The sequence below is a fragment of the Mesorhizobium sp. M4A.F.Ca.ET.020.02.1.1 genome (genome assembly GCF_004022645.1).
Lineage (GTDB): Bacteria > Pseudomonadota > Alphaproteobacteria > Rhizobiales > Rhizobiaceae > Mesorhizobium.
Window position 1 is genome coordinate 1 of record NZ_RZOI01000048.1, and the last position, 17805, is coordinate 17805.

The 17805-nt window shown below is 64.2% G+C and carries 16 protein-coding genes and 1 other RNA gene; 11 read left to right on the top strand and 6 right to left on the bottom strand.

The annotated features are described in order from the left end of the window. Positions 1-636: lytic transglycosylase domain-containing protein (locus EN742_RS05780; protein WP_189375192.1), on the bottom strand; the 636-nt coding region annotated here is incomplete at its 3' end. 178 nt (positions 637-814) lie between these two features. Beyond that, a complete protein-coding gene (locus EN742_RS05785; RefSeq protein WP_127405425.1) occupies positions 815-1609 on the bottom strand; it encodes a GH25 family lysozyme in 795 nt (264 codons plus the stop codon). Positions 1610-1922: 313 nt separating this feature from the next. Here EN742_RS05785 and EN742_RS05790 point away from each other — a divergent pair, with 313 nt between their 5' ends. Next, positions 1923-3392, top strand: a complete 1470-nt coding sequence (locus EN742_RS05790) for a serine hydrolase (RefSeq protein WP_245492255.1) — start codon at positions 1923-1925, stop codon at positions 3390-3392. On the opposite strand, the gene EN742_RS05795 is transcribed toward EN742_RS05790, so the two are convergent. The 3 genes from EN742_RS05795 to EN742_RS05805 are packed head-to-tail and all read right to left on the bottom strand — an operon-like array spanning position 3303 to position 8906. Beyond that, positions 3303-3968, bottom strand: a complete 666-nt coding sequence (locus tag EN742_RS05795) for a class I SAM-dependent methyltransferase (RefSeq protein ID WP_128332522.1) — start codon at positions 3966-3968, stop codon at positions 3303-3305. The two genes, EN742_RS05790 and EN742_RS05795, sit on opposite strands and share 90 nt — an antisense overlap. Further along, a complete protein-coding gene (locus tag EN742_RS05800; RefSeq protein WP_128332523.1) occupies positions 3968-5260 on the bottom strand; it encodes a DUF3419 family protein in 1293 nt (430 codons plus the stop codon). Before EN742_RS05800 ends, EN742_RS05795 begins: the two co-directional genes overlap by 1 nt. A gap of 31 nt (positions 5261-5291) precedes the next feature. After that, positions 5292-8906 (bottom strand): hydantoinase B/oxoprolinase family protein, encoded by a 3615-nt coding sequence (locus EN742_RS05805; RefSeq protein WP_128332524.1) that lies wholly within the window; start codon positions 8904-8906, stop codon positions 5292-5294. A gap of 189 nt (positions 8907-9095) precedes the next feature. Between EN742_RS05805 and EN742_RS39150 the strand changes: the two genes are divergently transcribed. The 5 genes from EN742_RS39150 to rnpB all read left to right on the top strand — a co-directional run bounded on the left by EN742_RS39150 (position 9096) and on the right by rnpB (position 12314). Then, positions 9096-9299, top strand: a complete 204-nt coding sequence (locus tag EN742_RS39150) for a hypothetical protein (protein WP_126053886.1) — start codon at positions 9096-9098, stop codon at positions 9297-9299. 157 nt (positions 9300-9456) lie between these two features. Then, the gene (locus EN742_RS05815; protein WP_126053887.1) at positions 9457-10176 is read left to right on the top strand and encodes a DnaJ family molecular chaperone; all 720 of its coding nucleotides are present in this window, start codon (positions 9457-9459) and stop codon (positions 10174-10176) included. After that, complete coding sequence (locus tag EN742_RS05820; RefSeq protein ID WP_127422760.1) at positions 10173-10940, top strand: N-acetylmuramoyl-L-alanine amidase; 768 nt, start codon at positions 10173-10175, stop codon at positions 10938-10940. The genes EN742_RS05815 and EN742_RS05820 overlap by 4 nt, the downstream gene beginning before the upstream one ends. Positions 10941-11125: 185 nt before the next feature. Next, complete coding sequence (locus tag EN742_RS05825) at positions 11126-11839, top strand: transglycosylase SLT domain-containing protein (RefSeq protein ID WP_126053889.1); 714 nt, start codon at positions 11126-11128, stop codon at positions 11837-11839. A gap of 63 nt (positions 11840-11902) precedes the next feature. Next, positions 11903-12314, top strand: an RNA gene (rnpB, locus tag EN742_RS05830) — RNase P RNA component class A. Positions 12315-12384: 70 nt separating this feature from the next. Here rnpB and EN742_RS05835 read toward each other — a convergent pair. Further along, positions 12385-13500, bottom strand: coding sequence for a cystathionine gamma-lyase (locus EN742_RS05835; RefSeq protein WP_127406475.1), 1116 nt, complete (start codon positions 13498-13500; stop codon positions 12385-12387). A 416-nt stretch (positions 13501-13916) separates the two neighbouring features. Between EN742_RS05835 and mraZ the strand changes: the two genes are divergently transcribed. From mraZ to EN742_RS05860, 5 genes are all read left to right on the top strand, one after another. Then, positions 13917-14375 (top strand): division/cell wall cluster transcriptional repressor MraZ, encoded by a 459-nt coding sequence (gene mraZ / locus EN742_RS05840; protein WP_056573299.1) that lies wholly within the window; start codon positions 13917-13919, stop codon positions 14373-14375. Further along, positions 14372-15388, top strand: coding sequence for a 16S rRNA (cytosine(1402)-N(4))-methyltransferase RsmH (gene rsmH, locus EN742_RS05845; RefSeq protein WP_126053891.1), 1017 nt, complete (start codon positions 14372-14374; stop codon positions 15386-15388). The genes mraZ and rsmH overlap by 4 nt, the downstream gene beginning before the upstream one ends. Before the next feature lie 4 nt (positions 15389-15392). After that, a complete protein-coding gene (locus EN742_RS05850) occupies positions 15393-15788 on the top strand; it encodes a hypothetical protein (RefSeq protein ID WP_126053892.1) in 396 nt (131 codons plus the stop codon). Positions 15789-15802: 14 nt separating this feature from the next. After that, complete coding sequence (locus EN742_RS05855; protein WP_127422703.1) at positions 15803-17512, top strand: penicillin-binding protein 2; 1710 nt, start codon at positions 15803-15805, stop codon at positions 17510-17512. 54 nt (positions 17513-17566) lie between these two features. Next, positions 17567-17805 (top strand): Mur ligase domain-containing protein (locus EN742_RS05860; RefSeq protein ID WP_245492256.1); only part of this gene is annotated, 239 nt, incomplete at its 3' end.

Sequence of the window (17805 nt, forward strand, 5' to 3'; positions counted from 1 at the left end):
GTCCGGCACGCTGTGACGCAAGTCGACGATGCCGTCGCCGTCGCCGTCGACGCCGCGGGCAAGGTAGTCGGTCGGCAGGATCTGCGTCTGGCCGATCTCACCGGCCCAGGCGCCGGTCACGTCGGCAGGCAGGACGCCGCGATCGATCAGCGTCAATAGCGGCACGAGTTGGGGACGGAAAAGCTGCGGGCGGCGGCAGTCATGCGAGAGCGTCACCAGCGCGCTCAGCGTGTGGAAATCGCCCTGGACGGCGCCGAAATCGGTCTCGAGCGCCCAAAAGGCGGCGATGACGGGCGCCTGGACGCCGAATTCCTGGTCGGCGCGGGCGAAGACGTCGGCGTATTTCTTCAGATTGGCTCCGCCCTGCTTCAGGCGGTAAGCCGAGATCATGCGGTTGGAGAATTCGGTGAAGGTCTGGGTGAAGACGCCCTGGGCGCGGTCACGAGCCAGGACCTTGTCGTCGAGGCTCGCCTGTTCCAGCGCGTTCAGGCCGACGGCGCCGACGCCGGCCGCCTTGGCTTCCGCCTCCACGCCCTGTTTCCAGGTGTTGAAATCGTCTCCGCACTCCTGCGCCGCCGCCGGCCAGGCAAGAGCGCCGACAACCAGCGCCGCCAAGATGTCAACACGCAATCGCATCGCTTCCCTTTCGAACCCGGCGCACGCCCCGCCGAACCCGAACCGGTTCTGGCCAGGACCATGCGTGATTCAAAGCTCAGGAGCGTCCTCGGGCACCCGCCTGGTACGCCGCTCCGGACTGCCAGCAGCTCAATACATCGCCGCTGGTCGTGTCGAAAAGCAGGCAGGACGGCTCATGTCAACGGGTGTTCTGCCGCAGCCACTTGTTCCAGGCGACTTCCGAGCCGTTGAAAACGTTGATGTCGGATTTGCCGGTCATGCCCGGAACGATGCCGGTTCCGGTATATTGCCAGAAGGTGAAGGGGTGGCTGCCATACTTCTGGCGAGGGTGGCCAGCGACCGAGCGCAGCCAATAGGGATAGCCGCGGAAGGTCGCGAGGCCGTTGTCGTCGAAGAAGTCGATCGAGGTGTAGATGATCGGCTTCTTGCCGTAGTGCCGCTCGACGATTTCGAGGAAAGTGGTCATCTCCGCGCGCACCGTGGCCGGGTCGGGCCGCAGCCGGCACGTCGGCGATTTCGGGTTCCATTCCATATCGAGCACCGGCGGCATCGCCGAACGGTCTTTGGGGACGTTGGCGATGAACCAGCGCGCCTGCGTGGCGGCGGGTGTGCAGAAATAGAAGAAATGATAGGCCGCGCGCGGAATTCCCACGGCTCTCGTGCGCGCCCAGTGCTCGTTGAAATAGTCGTCGAAGCGGTCGCCGCCCTCGGTCGCCTTGATGAAGGCGAAGGAAATGCCGCTCGCCTTGGCTGCCGGCCAGTCCACCGATGTCTGGTATTTCGAGACGTCGGTACCGTGGATGGCAAAGCTCCACGGCGCACCGCTGTCCCACTCATGCGGCTTGGAATCCTCGAAGCGCGGTGCGCGCACCGCAACCATCGGGCTGCTGGAGGACATCACCGGCGTCAGGTCGTCAACGGTCGAGCAGGCGCCCAGCAGCGTCAGCATGATGAGGGCCGCAAGACGGCGCATCGCTACTCCTGAGCCGGGTTCAGCCGGCCGCTGATGGGTCGTTTCGGGTGGCCCCCTTGGCCGTCCCCCGCCGGACGATCACCCCACAGGAACGTCCAGTCTCCTCAAAGCGCACCCTTTTGGCGCGCTTTAATCTCTCTTTCCAGTGCATGTCGTTGTCCCAAAACCGCTGCGCACTTTTGGGCGACATGCATCATGTGATCGCCGATCATGGTTGATATTCGGTTGACGGCGCTCGACAGCAGCCGAGATTTTGAGGCAGCAATGGCGGCAAATCGATGGCATAAATCGGGCGCCACACGCAGGGGGTGAGATGCGGATCGTCGTCAAGATCGTCAAATGGTTGCTCGGCCTGGTCGTGCTGGCGATAGCAGCGTTGGTCGCCTGGCTCTATGTCGCGCCGCCCGAACTGATCCGCGTCGGTTCCGGCTATTCGGCCAAGATCGTGTGCTCGAACGTTTTCATCGCCGGGCGCGACGCCAACCAGGTGCTCGCCGTCGATGTCCAGGCGCCGGGCCATCCGCTGCTCAGGCTGATGAGAGTGTCGGTGGACAAGGAACGCGGCATGGTCTCGGCAGGCCTGTTCGGCGTGCTCGGCAAAAGCGTGGCCGTCGCGCGCGACGGGCTAGGCTGCGCTACCGTTCCGGACGGCAACACCGGCAAGGCGAGGCAGACGGCGATCTACGCCGGGCCGGCCGCCACCAGGCAGGATGCGCTGTGGCCGGAGGGTGAGCGAGTGGACGCCTCGCAGAATCCAGAAATCGCGAAGATCGTCGACGACGCGGCCATGGCCGGCGCCGGCATGCGCGCCGTGGTCGTGGTGAAGAACAGCCATATCGTCGCCGAGCGCTATGGCGAGGGCTTTTCTGCAAAGACGCCGCTGCTCGGCTGGTCGATGACCAAGACGGTCAATGCCGCCATCGTCGGCACGCTGGTCAAGGACGGCAAGCTGGCGATCGACAACAAGGGCCTGTTCGCGCCCTGGAAGGCGGATGGGCGCGCCGCGATCAGCCTTGCCGACCTGATGGCGATGTCGAGCGGGCTGGAGTTCAACGAGGATTATGGCGACGTCGCCGATGTGACGCGCATGCTCTATCTCGAACCCGACATGGCGGGTTTTGCCGAAGCCAAGCCGCTGACCGGCGAGGTGGGCAAGGTGTTTTCCTATTCGAGCGGCACGGCGGTGATGCTGTCGCGGCTGTGGCAGGACGCCATCGGCGACAAGGCCAAGGCGCTGACCTGGCCGCGGACGTCGTTGTTCGAGCCGCTCGGCATGCACAGCGCCGTGCTCGAAACCGACGAGCAGGGCAGCTTTGTCGGCTCGTCCTATCTCTACGCCACGGCGCATGACTGGGCGCGGTTCGGTCAGTTCCTGCTGCAGGGCGGGGTCTGGAACGGCAATCAGCTCCTGCCCGCCGGCTTCGTCGACTGGATGCGGGAGCCGGCGGCGGCCTCGAAGGTCTACGGCAAAGGCCAGTTATGGATCGAAGGGCCGGGCGATGAGGAGAACCCTGGCGCCGGCGTCGCGGCCGGCCTGCCCAAGGACACCTATTGGATGGAGGGGCATGACGGCCAGACGGTCGCCATCATCCCGTCGGAGCAGCTGGTGGTGGTGCGGCTTGGACTGACACCGGCCAAGCTCAACTATCGCCCGCAGGTGATGGTTGGCGCGTTGGTGGAGGCGCTTCACCGACTACCTGGCTGCGCCGATCACGCCGAGCCAAGCGTAGCCGCGATAAAGCGTTCTGAAATGGAAGGTTGCGCCGGTTCGCTCGGATTCTGATTCCAAAACCTCGCGCAGCGATTCACGCGGCGCGACGTGGAATCTTTTGAGCCAGCCGCGCAGCAGCGCCCGGAACCAGCGCGGCAGGCCCTCCTGCTGACCGAAATCGACGACATGCAGGGAGCCGCCTGGCGCCAGCGCGGCGAGTGCCGCTGAAACCGTTTTTTCCCAGCCCGGGCTCATCGACAACGAGTAGGACACGAAGATGCGGTCGAAACGCGCGACGCCGTAGAGCGTGCCAGCGTCGAAATTGGTGGCGTCGCCGAGCGCCAGAGTGACGCGGCCGGACCGGTTTTCGCGGGCGATGGCTGCTGCCGCCGTCTCCAGCATTTCCGCCGAGATATCGAGGCCGAAGAAGCGCGCCTCGGGATAGCGGCGGGCGGCGAGGATGATGTTGCGGCCGGTGCCGCAGCCGAGCTCGAGCACGGTTCCGCCCGGGGGCACCTCCAGTCCTGATATCAGGCGGTCGCGGCCGAGCAGATAGTATTTGCGGGTGAGATCGTAGATGTGGCGCTGCCAGCGATAGACGCCGTCCATCAGCTCGGCATGGCTGGCGGGCAGTTCGGTGGTGCTCATCAGCGCTTCACATAGAGGTGGAAGCCGCCATAGATGGCCGAACGGTCGCGCGCGGAGAAGTCGCGCGAGGCCTCGGCCTCGTAGCTCCACTGGTCAAGCAGCGAGTTGGAGACGCGACCGGGCAGCAGGCTGGGCTCGGCCGCCGTGCGGAAGATGACGCGGGCGCCGGCCGATGCCGTGCGGGTGATCTCGGCCCACAGCGCGTTGAGCTGGTCGTCGGTCATCCAGTCCTGCGCGTCGAGCAGGATGAAGCGGTCGACCGCGCCCGCATCCTTGCCGGCGAGGAACTCGATCAGGTTGGTGTGGTTGATGGCGACGCGGTCGATGTTGTCGCGGATCACCTTGTAATTCCGCTTCTCCAGATAGGCGGGGAGTGCTGCCTCGCCGGGCTCGGGATAGCGGCGGGCAAAGGCCTGCCAGGCGAAATAGTTGGTGTTCAGCGGGAAATCGCAGGCGAGCTTTTCCAACCTGGCCTTGAGCACGCTGGCCATCGTGCCGTCGCCCGAGGTGATCAGCGAATCGTACTGCGCCGGCGGAATGCCGAGACCGAACAGCGAAGCCTTGCGCGACGTCGCCCATTTCAGCAGCGGCTTTTCGAAGACCGGCGCCAGCTCCTCGTTGAAGAAGCGGCGCTGCTCGCCGATGTTGCTGGCCTGCATGATGCCGGCGGGGTCGACGCCAAAGAACTTGCCGACGCGATGGCCCATGGCGATGAACAGGCCGAGCAGGCCGGTCTGGTAGAAATTATGGTCGAAGACCTCGATGCGCCGGCGGCCGCGCCAGTTGCGGCGCTCCCAGTAGTGGCGGCTGACCGGATCGAGATGCGGCGCGATGAAGCGGTCGTAGGCTTCCGAATTGTGGCTGGTGTCGGCGGCGCCGAAGAAGCGGAACAGGTCGCCCTGCGACGGCAGGCGGCGCACCGCCTCGAGCTTCATACGGTTCAGCGCGATATGGGCGGCGTTGAGGTCGACGGCATCAATCCGTTCGGGCGAACGGGTGAGGTAGGCGAGGATGTTGCAGCCGCCCGACGCGATGGTGACGATGCGGTGGCCGGCGCCAAGCTGCATGGCCTCCATGTCGACATCGGGGTCTTCCCAGATCTGCGGATAGACGAGGCCGGAAAACAGGAAGGCGAAGAGCCGCTCCGAGATGCCGGCCTTCGACAGCGGGCGATTCTGGTAGACGGCTTTTCCAACTTCCTTGCCGCGACGAAAAACCAGATCTCCGGAAACGTCCGTCATGGCAAGTTGATTCCCCGTTTGTGTTGGCGCAAGCGGGTAGCGCAGGGTCATGACAGGCTGGTGACAGCCTGTTGACGCCAAATCAGGCCTTCCTGCCAAATCCTCCAGGGGTCGGCGTGGTGACGATGACGGCCTCGCCGGCGTCGAGAACGGTCTGGTCGCAGGCTTTCAGCACATCGATGGCGCCATTGTTTCGACGGACCTTGGTGGAGCCCGCCTCACCGTCGCCGCCGCCGTCCAGGCCTTGCGGTGGCCGGTTGCGGTGTGAGGACAGGATCGCGCATTCCATCCTTTCGAGGAAACGGATGGTGCGCTTCGTGCCGTCGCCGGCATCCCATCTGCCCTTGCCGCCGGAGCCTTCGCGAATGTGGAAATCCTCGAGCAGCACGGGGAAGCGCAGTTCCAGCACTTCCGGATCGGTGAGGCGGGAATTCGTCATATGGGTATGGACGCCTGAGGTGCCGGCAAAACCGCGGCCGGAGTTCATTTGGCCGGCGGGCGAGCCCGAGCAGATCGTCTCGTAATACTGGTACTGCTTGTTGCCGAAGGTGAGGTTGTTCATCGTCCCTTGCGCATTGGCCATCGCGCCCATGGCGCCGAACAGCGCATTGGTCACATGCTGCGAGGTCTCGACATTGCCGGCGACGACTGCTGCCGGATATGAAGGCTTCAGCATACAGTCGTCGGGGATGACGATGTTGATCGGCCTGAGACACCCGGCGTTCATCGGGATCATGTCCTCGACCATGACGCGGAAGGCATAGAGCACGGCGGCGCGGGCGACGGGTTCCGGCGCGTTGAAATTGTTCTTTTCCACCTTCGAGGTTCCGGTGAAGTCGACCGTTGCTTCGCGCTTTTGCCGATCGACAGAAATCCTGACCCTGATCACCTGGCCGGTGTCGGTGGGATATTCATAGTCGGAGGTGTCGGGAAGCCGTTCCAGCACGCGCCGCACGCTCTCTGCGGCATTGTCCTGGACGTGGCCCATATAGGCCTCGACGACATCGAGGCCGAAATGCGCGACCATCTTGCGCAATTCGGCAACGCCCTTCTCGTTGGCGGCGATCTGCGCCTTGAGGTCGGCGACGTTCTGGTGCGGATTGCGGGCCGGGTAGGGGTGGTCGGTGAGCAGCGTTTCCAGTTCCTTCTCGCGAAAGCGGCCGCGATCGACGATGCGGAAATTGTCGAACAGCACGCCTTCCTCGTCGACCGTGGTGGCTAAAGGCGTCATCGAGCCGGGCGCGGTGCCGCCGACATCGGCGTGATGGCCGCGCGAGGCCGCCCAGAACAGGATTTCCTTGCGCGCATCGTCGAACACCGGCGTCACCACGGTGATGTCGGGCAGGTGCGTGCCGCCATTGTAGGGGGCGTTGAGGGCGAAGACGTCGCCCGGATGGATGTCGCCGGAATTCAGGCGAATGATGGTCTCGACCGAGCGGTCCATGGAGCCGAGATGCACCGGCATGTGCGGCGCGTTGGCGACCAGCGCGCCATGGCGGTCGAAGACGGCGCAGGAGAAATCCAGCCGTTCCTTGATGTTGACGGAATAGGCGGTGTTCTGCAGCGTCACGCCCATCTGCTCGGCGATCGACATGAAGAGGTTGTTGAAGACCTCCAGCATGACCGGATCGGCTTCGGTGCCGAGCGCTGCCTGGCGGCGTTTCTTCTCGGTTCGCCGCAACAGCACATGGTTCCTGGCGGTGATCTCGGCCTGCCAGCCGGGCTCGACGATGATGGTCTGGTTGGGCTCGATGACCAGAGCGGGACCGGCCACCCTGTTGCCGGACTTGAGCGCTTCGCGCCGGAAGATGCCGGCTTCGCGCCATTCGCCTTCGGTGAAGATTTTGCGCGTCCTGGGAGGGCTTGCGGCAAGATCTTCCATTTCCGATTCACTTTCGTCGCGGCCGCCGCCGCCGGTATCGGTGCCTTCGACACCGACGGTCTCGACGATCATCGGCTTATCGTCATAGACGAAGCCGAATTGCGCCTTGTGGGCGACTTCGAAATCGCGCCTCGCCTGGAATATTGAGCCGCTGGCGAAATTCACCGGCAGCGCCGTGTCGGTGCCGTCATAGCGGATCTGCAGGACGGGCCTGGAAGCGACCGCGCTCTCGGCGATGCCTTGTGCCGCGAATTCAGCGATGACGGCTTTCCTCAACGTTGCGATAAGCTCGTCGATCGCCGTCCTGGACTCTTCGGCGAGCGGCTTGAGCAGCGCCTGCTGGCGCGAGGCGAACACCGACGACAGGCCGATGCCATAAGCCGATAGCAGGCCAGAGAAGGGATGGATCAGCACCGCTTCCATGCCGAGCGCATCGGCGACCAGGCAGGCGTGCTGGCCGCCAGCGCCGCCAAAGCAGTTCAAGAGATATTCAGTGACGTCATAGCCGCGCTGCACCGAGATCTTCTTGATGGCGTTGGCCATGTTCTCGACGGCGATGGTGACGAAGCCTTCGGCGACCGCCTCGGGCGAGCGGCCATCGCCGATCTCGGCGGCCAGCGCGGTGAATTTTTCGCGCACGGTGTCGACGTCGAGCGCCTGGTCCTGGCCGGGACCGAAGATCGCCGGGAAGTAATCGGGCTGCAGCTTGCCGAGCATGACGTTGGCGTCGGTCACGGCGAGCGGGCCGCCGCGCCGATAGGCGGCCGGGCCGGGATTGGCGCCGGCGGAATCCGGCCCGGCGCGGAAGCGGCCCGCCTCATAGTGCAGGATCGAGCCTCCGCCGGCGGCAACGGTATGGATGCGCATCATCGGCGCGCGGATGCGCACGCCGGCAACCTCGGTGTCGAAGGCGCGCTCATACTCGCCGTCATAGTGGGCGACATCGGTCGAGGTGCCGCCCATGTCGAAGCCGATGACTTTTTCGAAACCGGCGAGCTTCGCCGTCTCGACCATGCCGACGACGCCTCCGGCCGGGCCGGACAACAGCGCGTCCTTGCCCTGGAACATATCGGCGGCGGTGAGACCACCTGACGACATCATGAACATCAGGCGGGGGCCGGCACCCAGTTCGCCCGCCACCCTTTGCACATAGCGCGACAGGATCGGCGACAGGTAGGCGTCGACCACGGTGGTGTCGCCGCGGCCGACCAGCTTGATGAGCGGCGAGACCTCGTGGCTGACAGAAACCTGGGCGAAGCCGAGCTTGCGGCAGACTTTGGCGACAGCCTTCTCGTGGTCGGGATATTTCCAGGCATGCATGAAGACGATAGCGACCGCATCGATGCCGTCGGCTTTGGCCTGTTCGATTGCCGGGTGGCAGGCGGCGACGTCGAGCAAACGTTCGACCCAGCCGTCGGCGCGCACGCGTTCATCGATCTCGACGACGCGCTCATAGAGCTGTTCGGGCAGGATGATCTCCTTGGCGAAGATATCCGGGCGCGCCTGATAGGCGATGCGAAGCGCGTCGCGAAAACCCTTGGTGGTAAGCAGGAGCACACGGTCGCCCTTGCGCTCGAGCAGCGCATTGGTGGCGACAGTGGTGCCCATCTTGATGTCGCCGATCAGCCCCGGCGGAATGGCGGAACTGGATTTCAATCCAAGCAGGTCGCGAATGCCCTGAATGGCAGCGTCCGCATAGGCTTCCGGATTTTCTGACAGCAGCTTGCGGGCATGCAGTCCGCCTTGCGGGTCGCGGCCGATGACGTCGGTGAAGGTGCCACCGCGGTCGATCCAGAAATCCCATTTTTCGGTCATCGCGGCTCCTGGAATTTTCCCTGCGTAATCTGGTGCTTGGCTTACCCTGTTAGTGCGCCATTCGGCGGCCGGCAATCGCCCAGATGATGTTACATGCGGAAATGCAACGTTACGAAACTCCACGCCGGCTGATGCATTTCTCCTTCGACCGCTCACCAGAATGTGAGCGTCGATTGAAGGAGAGATATCATGAAGAAGCTCATTCTGGCGTCCCTTTCGGCGCTCGCCCTGCTCGGAGTTGCGGCTTGCAGCGACAGCGGGACGGACAACACCACAACCCAGAGCACCAATCCGCCGGCCGCCGAAGAGCCTATGAAGCCGGCTACTCCGGCTCCTGACGCTACGAAACCAGCCGAACCGGCTCCGGCAGCACCTGCTGCGCCCGCGCAGTAGTTCACAAGGCGAAGAAGGCCGGTCCCCTACCGGCCTTCTTTCTTTTCAGCTACCGGCGCCAGAGGCTTGCGCCAGCAACATCATATGACCCGGACCCAATGGGCCTGCGGCACTGTCTGCGCTTGATAGCGGTGGGCAGTTCGCACTAAGAAGCCTCATGTCGATTTGGGACCGCCTCGGCGACTTCATCGTTCGTGTTACGTCTTCAGCGTCATCGGGCGTCGCCGATGTCGTCGAAGCCGTGCGAACGGTTTTCTCCGGCGATGCCGATCTGCGCCGCCGCGTCGCCTTTTCGGTAGCGATGATCGCGCTCTCGGCCAAGATGGCCAAGGCCGACGGCATCGTCACCCAGGATGAGGTGCGCGCCTTCCAGGAAATATTCGATGTGCCGCCGAAAGAGACGCGCAATGTGGCGCGGCTCTACGACCTAGCCAAGCGCGATGTGGCAGGCTTCGAGATCTATGCCCAGCGCATGGCGCAATTGTGCGGCTCCGGCCATGCGAACTGCATGATGCTGGAAGACATACTCGACGGCTTGTTCCACATCGCCAAGGCCGACGGGCTGATTCATGAGCACGAAGGCCGGTTCCTGCACCGTATTGCCGAGATCTTCCGCATCGACGAGGCACATTATCAGAGCATCCTGGCCAGGCACGTCAATCTCGGCGCCGGCGATCCCTATGTCGTGCTCGGCATCGAGCGCGGAAAACCGTTCGAGGAGGTCAGGAAGCGCTACCGCAAACTGGTCTCGGACAATCATCCCGATCGGCTGATCGCGCGCGGCCTGCCGCAGGAATTCATCAAGATTGCCACCACCAGGCTCGCGGCGATCAATGCCGCCTATGAGATGATCGAACGGGGCCTCAGGCACGCATGAGCGGTTTCCTGCCCGACCAGCCAGGCGCCGAGGTCAGGGTATCGCCGAATTTCGGCCCGCGGCGCGAGACGTTGAAACCCGACATGATCGTGCTGCACTATACGGGCATGGCGACCGGACCCGGCGCCGAAGCGTGGCTGTGCGATCCGGCGAGCGATGTGTCCGCTCACTATCTGATCCACGAAGACGGCCGCATCGTGCAAATGGTTCGCGAAAGCGACCGCGCCTGGCATGCCGGCAAGAGCTCGTGGTTCGGGCGAACGGACATCAACTCCTGCTCTGTCGGCATCGAGATCGTCAATCCCGGCCATTCGCTCGGTTATCCCGATTTCCCCAGGCGGCAGATCGATGCGGTGATCGGCCTGTGCAAAGGCATCGTGCAACGCCATTCCATTGCGGCGCAGCGCGTGCTCGCCCATTCCGATGTGGCGCCGGGTCGCAAAGTCGATCCGGGCGAGAAATTCCCCTGGAAGACCCTGTTTGCGGCCGGCATCGGCCATCTCGTGCCGCCGGCGCCGGTCAGGCAGGGCGCGACGCTGAAAACCGGCGACACGGGGAGCGATGTCGAGGCGCTGCAGTCGATGCTGGCGCTTTATGGCTACGGTGCGGAGATATCCGGTATGTTCGACCGCCAGACCGAAATCGTCGTCGAGGCTTTTCAGCGGCATTTCCGGCCGCGGCTGGTCGATGGAATGGCTGACGGCTCGACAATCCGCACGCTGCAAAGGCTGCTTGCTTCCATGAAGGCAATCCCAGCCAAATAGTCCATTTTGCGTCGCTAAATTACAATCTGTCACTTAAAGTGACTTGCGCCGCCTTCTTTGCCGCCAAATCGACCGTCAAAGGCGATCCGTGCAATTTATCGGACGTCTAGCCTCCCGGATGTTTCGATATTGATTTGGTGTCGCCGCGTGAAGTTCTTCGCGCGGTTCTAACAGAACAGGACCACATGCAAAATTTGACCGTCTTGACGGCAGCCGTTGCTGCCGGTGTAATGACTTTTGCCATCGGGGCCGCGAATGCCGCGCCCCAGAGCCTGCGGGCCGACAGCGGCTTCATCGCCGTAGCCGGCAAAACCGCGCCGAAGGCCGCGGAGAGCCCGAAAGCAAAAAAGACGACCACCGCGAAGGTGCAAAAGGTCGCCGCGGTGAAAGCCAGGAAAGCGACGGCGAAGCGGCGTGTGCAGCGCAACAGGAAGACGATCGACCTGACGACCACAGCTTCGATCCGTCCGAGCACCGCGGCAGAGTCGACAGCGGCGGCGGCAGCGGCCGACGGCGGCCAGTACTCGGCGATCATCGCCCGCTATGCGGCGGCGGAAGGCGTGCCGGTGTCGCTGGCCAAGGCGGTCATCAAGATCGAGAGCAATTACCGGCCGAACATCGTCGGCAGCGCCGGCGAGATCGGCCTGATGCAGATCAAGCCGGCGACGGCGCGCATGATGGGCTACAGCGGCTCGGTCAAGGGCCTGTTCAATCCCGACACCAACATCAAGTACGGCATGAAATACCTGGCCATGGCGCGCGGCCTCGGCGGCGGCACCACCTGCGGCACGATCCTGAAATACAATGCCGGCCACGCCGCGACTCGGATGAACCCGGTGTCGGCCGCCTATTGCAGCAAGGTCAAGGTGCAGATGGCGGCGCTCGGTTCGCCGGCATGATGAAGCTGGGGTAACCGCCTTTTTCGTTTGCGTTTTCAGGCGCGAACCCCTTTATACGCTCTGCCAGCTGGCCGGGCGGCCGCACCCGCGAAGCCGAAAGGCTGCGGGTGAGGAAAGTCCGGGCTCCATGGAGACACGGTGCCGGTTAATGGCCGGCGGGGGCGACCCCAGGGAAAGTGCCACAGAAAGCAAACCGCCGCGGCGTTCGGCTCTGCCGGATCCGGGGCAAGGGTGAAAGGGTGGGGTAAGAGCCCACCGCGCGACTGGCAACAGGAGCGGCATGGTAAACCCCACCGGGAGCAAGACCGAATAGGGGCGGTGCGAGGGGAAACCTTCGAGGGCTGTTTCCGGCCCACCGCCCGGGTAGGTTGCGTGAGGCGCATGGCAACATGCGCCCAAGATGAATGGCCGCCGCGTTCCCGTGCCGCAAGGCGCGGGGGCCATACAGAACCCGGCTTACAGGCCAGCTGGCAATTTTTCTCCGCGATATCGCCGTGAAATCCATTTGATATCAGTGGACTGCGCCGTCCGGCGTGCGCTCTGATTCAACCGCCAAGGCGGTCGAGCGATGCCTCGATCGCTTGCCAAAGCTCTTCCACCGGCTCGCAGCCAATGGACAGGCGCACGAAGCCCGGCGGCACGGCGTCGCCCCTTTTGGATCGCCGTTCGGCCGAGGTGTGGACGCCGCCGAAAGAGGTTGCCGCCTGCATCAGGGTGCAGTTGTCGATGAAATCCTCGGCCTTCTGCTCGGAGGCCAGGTCGAACGAGATCAGGAAGCCGAAGCGATCCATCTGCGCGCGCGCCAGATTGTGCGAGGGATCGCCGTCCAAGCCGGGAAAACGCAGGCCGCTGACCGCCGGATGCTGTCTCAGCCGCCTGGCGATTACCTCCGCCGAGGCGCACATGCGGTCGAAGCGCACCTCCAGCGTCTCGAGGCCGCGATGCACCAGCCAGGCCTCGAACGGCCCGGGAATGCCGCCGGCCGTCTCGCGCCAGTCCCTTACCTTGGCGACGATATCTGGATTGCGGCTCGCGACATGGCCAAACAGCACGTCGGAGTGGCCGTTCACCGCTTTGGTGTCGGCGGAGACGACGATATCGGCGCCGAGGTCGAGCGGGCGCTGGCCGTAGGGCGTCATCGTCGTGTTGTCGACAACGAGGAGCGCGCCTCGCGCATGGACAGCGTTGGCGACTGCGGCGATGTCGCAAATGTCCAGCCGCGGGTTAGACGGGCTTTCGACGAAGACAAGCTGGTAGCCGTCGAACCCTCCGTCGAGAAAGGTTGGGGTCGGCCTGGTGTCGCAGGCGACGCCGAACGGCTTCAGGAAGCGTTCCGCCAGCGCGCGCGTGGCGTGATAGCCGTCGGCAGGCAGAAGGACGCGGTCGCCGGATTTCAGCAGCGCGAAAAACACCGACGAGATCGCGCCCATCCCCGACGGGAAGGCGAGGCATTGCGCGTCTTCCAGATGACCGAGCGCATGTTCGACGGCGCGCCAGGTCGGATTGTCGTAGCGGCCATACTGGTCGAAGCCCGCTTCTTCGCCAGGTGTGTGGAAGATCGAAGCCATGGTCAGCGGCAAGGGGATCGGATCGCCCTTGGCGAAATCGCGGCTGCGCAAGTGGGCAAGTGCGGCGGCACGTGACTTCGCCGTTTCGGACATCGACCATTCACCTCCTGTTGGCCGCCAAAGGCAGCGGAGCATTGGCGCGACGCTAGGCGTGGGCGCGGTCCGCAGCAAGCCGCGTCCCTTGGGCCACAGCCCTCTAAACGCTTCGTTAGGCTTAATGGACGATAAAGATCAGACGTGCCGTCAGGCTGCTCTTTCTGGTTGTGGCGAGCGCGTTTGTGAAGCTCGCTCCCGTTGACGCCCATAGTACCCCATGATATCCCATTCCGATACCAAAGCCTTCGTTCCGTGTCAGGGTGAAGCGTACGCCAATCGGGCAGCCGCTGGGGCTGCGCGTTTGCGAGCTTTCGCCTCGTTGAACGAAGCGGAATTTCGGGAAGGGACGCGCTGCGGCGGCGCGGACGGGATGATGGAAAGGGGTGCGGCGGCGGAAGCGGCTGTGGCGCGTGATGGACCGGTTTCTGTCGAACACGGTGAGCAGGATCGATGCGAAGGGACGGGTCTCCGTTCCGGCGCATTTCCGCGCCGTCGTTCAGAAGCGGGGCTATTCGGAGCTCTATGCGCTGCGCTGCCTGGATCTTCCGGCGATGGATGTCGGCGGTCTCGACCTGCTCGACCGCTACGAGCAGCGCATCGCGCAGGAAGATCCCTTCCTGCAGACGGCGGACGACATGTCGTTCTTCTGCCATGGCGATGGTACGTTCCTGAAGCTGGATCAGGACGGGCGCATAACGATGACCGACTTCATCCGCGAGCACACCGGCATTTCGGCGGAAGTGGCCTTTGTCGGCCGCGGCAATTTCTTCCAGATCTGGGAGCCGGGACGGCTTGCCGCCTATGGGGCGCAGGCGCGCGCCCGGCTGTTGCAGCTTCGGCAGGGGACGAAGCCTGGGGAGCGACCGGAATGATGGCTGGCCACGGCGAGGATATCAACGCCGTTGGCGGACTGGCCCGCCACATTCCGGTCCTCCTTGCCGAAGTGCTGGAGGCGCTGTCGCCCAAGGCCGGCGATCTGATCGTCGACGGCACCTTCGGCGCCGGCGGCTATACCAGGGCCATCCTGGCAAGCGGTGCCTCGGTCGTGGCCATCGACCGCGATCCCGATGCCATCGCCGCTGGGCGTTCGCTGGAACAGCAATCCGGCGGCAGCCTGACTCTTGTCCAGGCGCCGTTTTCGATGCTCGACGAGCATGTCGAAAGCGCCGACGGGGTGGTGCTCGACATAGGCGTCTCCTCCATGCAGCTCGACCAGGCCGAACGCGGCTTCTCGTTTCGCGCCGACGGGCCGCTCGACATGCGCATGGCGCAGGCGGGCCTGAGCGCCGCCGATGTCGTCAACAGCTTCAAGGCGGGCGACCTTGCCCGCATCTTCGGCTTTCTAGGCGAGGAGCGTCATGCCGGCCGCATTGCCCGCATGATCGAGAGCCGGCGCGAGAAGCGGCCGTTCGAACGCACGCTCGATCTCGCCGACGCCATCGAGACGCATATCGGCCGCGCACCGAAGGACAAGATCCATCCGGCGACCCGCGTCTTCCAGGCGTTGCGCATTTTCGTCAACGACGAGCTCGGCGAACTGGCACGCGCGCTGTTCGCGGCAGAGCGGGTGCTGAAACCCGGCGGCCGGCTCGTCGTGGTGACCTTCCATTCGCTGGAGGACCGCATCGTCAAGCGCTTCATCGCCGACCGGGCTGAGGCCGCGAGCGGCTCGCGCCATATGCCTGCGGCACAAGCCCGCCTTGAGACCTTCCGCAAGGCCGGCGGCGGTGTAACCGCAGGCGATGCGGAGATATCGGCCAATCCGCGCGCGCGCTCGGCTAGGCTGCGCGCGGCAATCCGCACCGAAGCGCCGGCGCGCGCGGGCGATTTTTCGATTTTCGGCCTTCCAAAGCTTCCCGCCGTCGAGCGGCCGGGGGAGAGGTGAGCGCGTGTTTCGTACCAGCGACATAGTCCTGATCGCCGTCATGGTCTCGGCGGCGGCCCTGACCTACAAGACCAAGCGCGATGCCGAGGAGCAATTGGCTTCCGTGCAGAAGATCGAGGCGCAGATCCGCTACGAGGAGGACACGATCGATCTTTTGAAGGCGGACTGGAGCCTGCTCACTCAGCCCTCGCGTCTGCAGAAGCTCGCCGAAATCTACAAGTCGCAGCTCGAACTGGAACCGGTCAATGCGCGCCAGATCGTCAACCTGGACGATCTGCCGGCAAAGCCGGTCAACATCGAGGACCTCTCGTCGCAGCGGCTGGGCGGCATGGCCGACAATTCCGACAAAGGGCCCAAGGGCGCCAAGGACCCGATCGTGACCGGAGGCATCGTGCAATGATCGCCAGGTTCTCGATGCTCGGAGGACTGCTGAGGCGCCGCAAAAGGCAGGATGACGACGGCTCGATCGTGGTCGACGGCGCCCGCAAGGCGACCGGCGGCAGGGCCAAGACCCGCATCGTGATGACGATGGCGGTGTTCTTCGGCATCTATTCGGCCATCGCCGGCAGGCTTGTGTACCTCGGCTTCCAGAGTCCCGACATGTCGGGCGGCCCGCAGAACCGCGTGACGGCCTCGCGGCCCGACATCGTCGACCGCAATGGCGAGGTGCTGGCGACCGATATCAAGACGGCCTCGCTGTTTGCCGAGCCGCGCCGCATCGTCGACGCCGACGAGGCGATCGAGAAGCTATCGACCGTGCTGCCCGAGATCGACTACGAGCAGACCTACCACAAGCTGAAGAGCGGCGCCGGCTTCGTTTGGCTGCAGCGGCAGCTGACGCCGAAGCAGCAGGCCGATATCATGCAGCTTGGCATTCCCGGTTTCGGCTTCCGCACGGAAAAGCGCCGCTTCTATCCGAGCGGCGAAACCTCCTCCTACATTGTCGGTCTCACCAACATCGACAATCAGGGCATCTCCGGCATGGAGAAGTATATAGACGACCAGGGCCTGACCGACCTGCAGGCGTCGGGCCTGGCTGTGGCGAGAGACCTGAAGCCGGTGCGGCTGTCGATCGACCTGCGCATCCAGAACGTCGTGCGCGACGAGGTGGCCACCGGCATGGAGCGGTTCCATGCGATCGCGGCGGGTGCCGTCGTCCTCAATGTCAAGACCGGCGAAGTGATGGCGATGGCCTCGGTGCCGGATTTCGACCCGAACAATCCCTACAACGCTCAGGACAAGGACCGGCTGAACCGCATGTCGGCCGGCCTCTATGAAATGGGCTCGACCTTCAAGAGCTTCACCACCGCCATGGCGCTGGATTCCGGCAAGGTGACGCTGGAAAGCCGGTTCGACGCTACGCGGCCGATCAGGATCGGCCGCCAGACGATCCACGACTTCCACAGCAAGGGCCGGGTGCTGTCGGTGCCGGAGGTGTTCATCTATTCCTCCAACATCGGCTCGGCGAAGGAGGCCGAGGCCGTCGGCATCGAGGGGCACCGCGAATTCCTGCATCGCCTCGGCGTGCTCGAGAAGATGCAGACGGAATTGCCGGAAGTGGCGCGGCCGACCGAGCCAAAGGTGTGGAAGCAGGTCAATTCGATCACGATCGCTTTCGGCCATGGCGTGTCCACGACCCCGCTGCAGACGGCGGTGGGCTGCGCCGCCCTGATGAACGGCGGCTTTCTGATCGAACCGACTTTCCTGCCACGCACGGCGCAGCAGGCGATGGAAGTGGCCAAGAAGGTGGTCAGCGAAAAGACCGTCGAAGGCATGCGCTATCTCTATGCGCTCAACGCCGAGAAGGGTTCGGGCAAGAGCGCCAGGGTTCCGGGCTACCGCGTCGGCGGCAAGACCGGCACGGCGGAGAAGGTCGTCAATGGCCGATATTCCAAGGAGAAGAATTTCAACGCCTTCGTCGCCGCTTTCCCGATGGATGATCCGCAATACATCGTGCTGACGATCGCCGACGAGCCGAAGCCGGAAAAGCCGGGCATGGGGGCGACCGCCGCCTCGAACGCGGGCGTCATGGCGGGAAACATTATCCGCCGTTCGGCGGCCATGCTTGGCGTGAAGCCAGATTTCAGCCATGAAAATGGTGCAACGCTGGTTTCCTATCAGTGATTCTTGGGGCGCGCCGGCAACTGCGCGCTATTTTGTTGCGATGAACGGGACTCGATGCAGCTAAAAGAACTAGCCGGTATCCTGCCTGTCGAGGGAACAGCTTCCCCCGACCTGGTGGTCACCGGGATTTCCTCGGATTCCCGCGCGGTCAAGACCGGCGTCGTCTTTTTCGCGCTCGCCGGCAGCAAGGCCGATGGCGCTGCCTACGCGGCGGATGCCGCTAAGCGGGGTGCCGCAGCGGTCGTGGCGGGCAAGGGAAGCGCCATTTCCGCGCTGCCGGTCCCGGTCTTTTC

Bases quoted from the DNA above. Each gene is read 5' to 3' on its own strand.
- EN742_RS05785 (WP_127405425.1), bottom strand. From the start codon at position 1,609: ATGCGCCGTCTTGCGGCCCTCATCATGCTGACGCTGCTGGGCGCCTGC.
- EN742_RS05790 (WP_245492255.1), top strand. From the start codon at position 1,923: ATGCGGATCGTCGTCAAGATCGTCAAATGGTTGCTCGGCCTGGTCGTG.
- EN742_RS05795 (WP_128332522.1), bottom strand. From the start codon at position 3,968: ATGAGCACCACCGAACTGCCCGCCAGCCATGCCGAGCTGATGGACGGC.
- EN742_RS05800 (WP_128332523.1), bottom strand. From the start codon at position 5,260: ATGACCCTGCGCTACCCGCTTGCGCCAACACAAACGGGGAATCAACTT.
- EN742_RS05805 (WP_128332524.1), bottom strand. From the start codon at position 8,906: ATGACCGAAAAATGGGATTTCTGGATCGACCGCGGTGGCACCTTCACC.
- EN742_RS39150 (WP_126053886.1), top strand. From the start codon at position 9,096: ATGAAGAAGCTCATTCTGGCGTCCCTTTCGGCGCTCGCCCTGCTCGGA.
- EN742_RS05815 (WP_126053887.1), top strand. From the start codon at position 9,457: ATGTCGATTTGGGACCGCCTCGGCGACTTCATCGTTCGTGTTACGTCT.
- EN742_RS05820 (WP_127422760.1), top strand. From the start codon at position 10,173: ATGAGCGGTTTCCTGCCCGACCAGCCAGGCGCCGAGGTCAGGGTATCG.
- EN742_RS05825 (WP_126053889.1), top strand. From the start codon at position 11,126: ATGCAAAATTTGACCGTCTTGACGGCAGCCGTTGCTGCCGGTGTAATG.
- EN742_RS05835 (WP_127406475.1), bottom strand. From the start codon at position 13,500: ATGTCCGAAACGGCGAAGTCACGTGCCGCCGCACTTGCCCACTTGCGC.
- mraZ (WP_056573299.1), top strand. From the start codon at position 13,917: ATGGACCGGTTTCTGTCGAACACGGTGAGCAGGATCGATGCGAAGGGA.
- rsmH (WP_126053891.1), top strand. From the start codon at position 14,372: ATGATGGCTGGCCACGGCGAGGATATCAACGCCGTTGGCGGACTGGCC.
- EN742_RS05855 (WP_127422703.1), top strand. From the start codon at position 15,803: ATGCTCGGAGGACTGCTGAGGCGCCGCAAAAGGCAGGATGACGACGGC.